Origin of the sequence: Pseudomonas agronomica, assembly GCF_025917275.1 — a bacterium.
Taxonomy (GTDB): Bacteria; Pseudomonadota; Gammaproteobacteria; order Pseudomonadales; family Pseudomonadaceae; genus Aquipseudomonas; species Aquipseudomonas agronomica.
The window spans coordinates 1-3,564 of record NZ_JAOSHO010000500.1; the positions used below are offsets into that span (position 1 = coordinate 1).

The window sequence follows — 3,564 nt, forward strand, 5'->3', positions numbered from 1 at the left end:
ATTTGAACCAGAATCGATCAGGCCGGTGTTACTCACCCCGCCAATTTCATCTGCCGCACCGGCAATTCCACCCGGAACGTCGTCCCCACGCCCACTTCGCTGCTCACCGTGATCTCGCCGTTGTGTTTCTTCACGATGCCGTAGGACAACGACAACCCAAGCCCCGTGCCTTGGCCGATGGGCTTGGTGGTAAAGAACGGGTCGAAGATTTTCTGCAGGGTTTCCGGTGGGATGCCGGATCCGTTGTCAGCGACTTCGATCCAGACGTTGTCGCCTTCGACGCCGTTGCGCAGGGTGATGGTGCCGCGTTCCGGGCCGATGGCCTGGGCGGCGTTGACGATCAGGTTCATGATCACCTGGTTGATCTGCGACGGCAGGCATTCGACTTCCGGCAACGGGCTGTATTGCTTGACCACGTCGGCCTTGTACTTGATCTCGTTGGCGACGATGTTCAAGGTCGAATCCATGCCTTGCTGCAAATTCGCCATCTGCCATTCCTGGCTGGAGTCGACCCGGGAGAAGTCCTTGAGGTCCTTGACGATCTGCCCGACGCGGGCGATGCCGTCCTTGGACTCCTTGATCAGGACCGGAATGTCTTCGACCAGGAAATCCAGTTCCACCTCCTGGCGCAGGCTCTTCAAGTTCATCACCAGTTCCGGCGAGGCAATGGCTTGCTCGGCGCTGCCGTAGGCCTGGAGCATTTCCTCGAGTTTGCTGAAATAACCCCCCAGGGCGCCAAGGTTGGACGAAATGAAACCGATGGGGTTGTTGATTTCGTGGGCGACGCCGGCGGCCAGTTGACCCAGCGAGGCGAGTTTTTCCGACTGCACCAGTTGGGTCTCGAGCAGTTTGCGCTCGTCGATTTCCATCTGCAGCAGTTCGCTGGCCTGCTTGAACGCCAGCGTGCGCTGTTCCACCAGGTCTTCGAGCTTGTTCATTTTCAAACGGGCACGGGAGGTCATTTCCCATTTGGTGGTCAGGGTGTTGGCCATCTGCTGGACTTCGATGTTATCGAAGGGTTTTTTCAATATCAGCAGCCGGTCATGGCCGTTCAGGCGGTCGAGCAGTTCGTCCCAGGAATAATCCGAGTAGGCGGTGCAGACCACCACTTGCAGTTGCGGGTCGACTTTCCACAGCTCCTCGATGGTCTTGGCGCCGTCCCAGCCCTCCGGCATGCGCATGTCGACAAACGCCAGCGCATAAGGGCGTTCCTTTGCCAGGGCCTGTTGCAATTTGCCCAGGCCCTCCTGGCCGCCATAGGCCGAGTCCAGTTCGAACACCGTGGTGACGGTTTTCGGCGCTTCGCCGAACAGTGCGCTCTCCATGTCCTGCAGTTCGGCGTTGCTCTCGTCTTCAGGCGTCAGGATCTTTCGGAAGTCGTCATGGATGGCGGGCGTATCGTCGATCAAGAGGATGCGCCGGTTGCTCATGCTATTCATGGCTCACCTTCTGCGAGTTTCAAGGGCAGTTGCAGTACGAATGTTGCCCCGGTCCCGGGCCCCTCGCTGTGTACGGTGAGGTGGCCGTTCATTTCAATCGCTGCCAGTGCGCAACTGTGCAGGCCGAACCCGTGGCCGTCCTTACGGGTGGTAAAGCCGTGGGCGAAGATGCGTGTCATGTTTTCCTCCGGGATGCCTTCGCCTTCGTCTTTCACGCTGATTTGCAGCTCTTCGTCTACGACCGTGGCCTTGAGTGTCATGTTCCGCGCATGGTTGGACACCCCGGCCATCGCGTATTTGGCGTTGCTGATCAGGTTGATCAGGATCAGCAGCAAGCGGTGCTTGTCACCCATGATCCGTGGCACCTCGCCGTATTCCTTGATCACCGTCACATGGTGGCGGGTCAGGGCGCCGGAGTTCATGCGCAGGGCATCTTCGAGCAGTTCGCTGACCACCAGCGGTTCCATCAGGGTGTTGGCGCCCGCGTAGGATTGCTGCGTGGAGACGATGTCCTTGATGTGATCGACGCTTTTGCTCAGTTGCGCCAGTTCGTCGGTCAGGCCTTGTTGCTCCACGGCGATGGCTTCCACCAATTGATTGAGGTAGCCGGGCAGCAGCTTGCCTTTTTCGTCCTCGGTGAGGAAATGCCCCAGGTCGTGGCTGTGCTCGTTGATCAGGTTCATCGCCTTGCCCAGCCCCAGGGCCTTGCTGCTGCGCAGCTTGCGGCTGACCAGGTCGGCCGAGATGTTCACGCTGTTGAGCACGTTGCCCACGTTGTGCAACACGTTGGTGGCGATTTCCGCCATGCCGGCCTGGCGGGCGGTGTCCATCAGTTCGCTCTGGGTGTCCTTGAGCTGGCGGGTGCGCTCCTCGACCCGTTGTTCGAGTTCGTCGTTGGCGGTTTGCAGGGCGCTGTTGACCCGCTTGATTTCCGCGAAGCTGCGGATCAGCCGGATCGCCAGCCAGATCAAAATCAGCACCAGGAACGTGGCGAAGAGCAGCAAGAAAATGTGGTTGCGCTGATGCTTGGCGGCGGCTTGTTCCTGGTCGGTATCGAGCAGGTTGGTAATCGTGTCGAGGCGAGCCGCCAACGGAATCGCTTCGATGCCCTGCAGCAGTTCATTGACCTTCGGTTGTTCGCGCAGGATCAGCGCGATGTGCCGACGCAGGATATCGATGGAACCTTGCAGCCCGTCGGGCAGGCGGTCGCGGTTGACCTCCAGGCGGTTGAGCCCCAGCAGGATTTCGGCGGCCTGGTCCTCGGTGGTGACCTGGGCGAACTCCAGGCTGCTGAGCAGCAGGTCATAGGTGTCGATGGCGACGTTTTGCAGTTGCAGCCTGTCGGCGTCGGAGAGCCGGGCGAACTGGCCCTGGATGTCGTCCTCGGCCGTAGGCAGGAAAGCCAGCGAGTTACGCAATACCGCGTTGTGGGATTTGAACTGCTCCACCAGACGGGTTTTTTCCTTGACGGCCTTGAGGTACTCGTCGCGCTGGGTGTCCCACAACGAGGGCGCATGGCGGCCCGGTTCCGACTCGATGACGTCCAGGCGTTGCCACAGCCGGGTCATCTCGTGCAGGGGCGAGACCAGCGGGTCGTAGTTGTGGCTCAGGGCGACGCGGGCCTTGAGCACTTCGTTGTCCCAGACGGCGTCCTGCTGTTTGAGCACGCGGATCAGGTCCCTGGATTCGATGTGCGAGGCAGCCTGCTGGGCACCGGATTCGATGTACATGAACAACAGGATCGAAGCCAGCAATACACCGATGAAAGCCAGGCCGAGGCGGCGGGAGAGGGTCATAGCGGCTTGCCCTCCCATTCACCGGTCAGGGTCTTGAGGAACTCGACGATCAGCTCGGTATCGTTCTTCTGGGGCTCGCGGCCCAGTTGGTACTTGAACATGACCTCCACCGCCTTCTCCAGGGTAGGGGCGGAACCTTTGTGAAAATACGGTGCGGTGCGTGCGACGTTGCGCAGGCTGGGGACCTTGAACACCTGGCGGTCGGCTTCGTCGCCCGTGACGTTGAAACGCCCTTCATCAGCCCGGGTGGGGTTGCCGCGGTCCCCGATGTAGTCGCCCATGACGCCGAACTTCTGGAACATGTTGCCGCCGATGTTCACACCCTGGTG

The 3,564-nt window shown here is 60.3% G+C and carries 3 protein-coding genes; all 3 read right to left on the minus strand.

What is annotated here, in order from left to right; translation table 11 throughout:
- Positions 1 to 32: 32 nt before the first annotated feature.
- Positions 33 to 1,439, minus strand: coding sequence for an ATP-binding protein (locus OC610_RS23415; protein WP_264431208.1), 1,407 nt, complete (start codon positions 1,437 to 1,439; stop codon positions 33 to 35).
- Positions 1,436 to 3,235 carry a DAHL domain-containing protein gene (locus OC610_RS23420; protein WP_264431209.1) on the minus strand — a complete coding sequence of 600 codons (1,800 nt, stop codon included), beginning with the start codon at positions 3,233 to 3,235 and terminating at the stop codon, positions 1,436 to 1,438. Before OC610_RS23420 ends, OC610_RS23415 begins: the two co-directional genes overlap by 4 nt.
- The coding region (locus tag OC610_RS23425) for a cytochrome-c peroxidase (protein ID WP_408636634.1) at positions 3,232 to 3,564 on the minus strand (333 nt) is incomplete at its 5' end. The genes OC610_RS23420 and OC610_RS23425, both read right to left, overlap by 4 nt.

Coding starts and splice junctions, on each gene's coding strand:
- OC610_RS23415 (WP_264431208.1), bottom strand. CDS start 1,439: ATGAATAGCATGAGCAACCGGCGCATCCTCTTGATCGACGATACGCCC.
- OC610_RS23420 (WP_264431209.1), bottom strand. CDS start 3,235: ATGACCCTCTCCCGCCGCCTCGGCCTGGCTTTCATCGGTGTATTGCTG.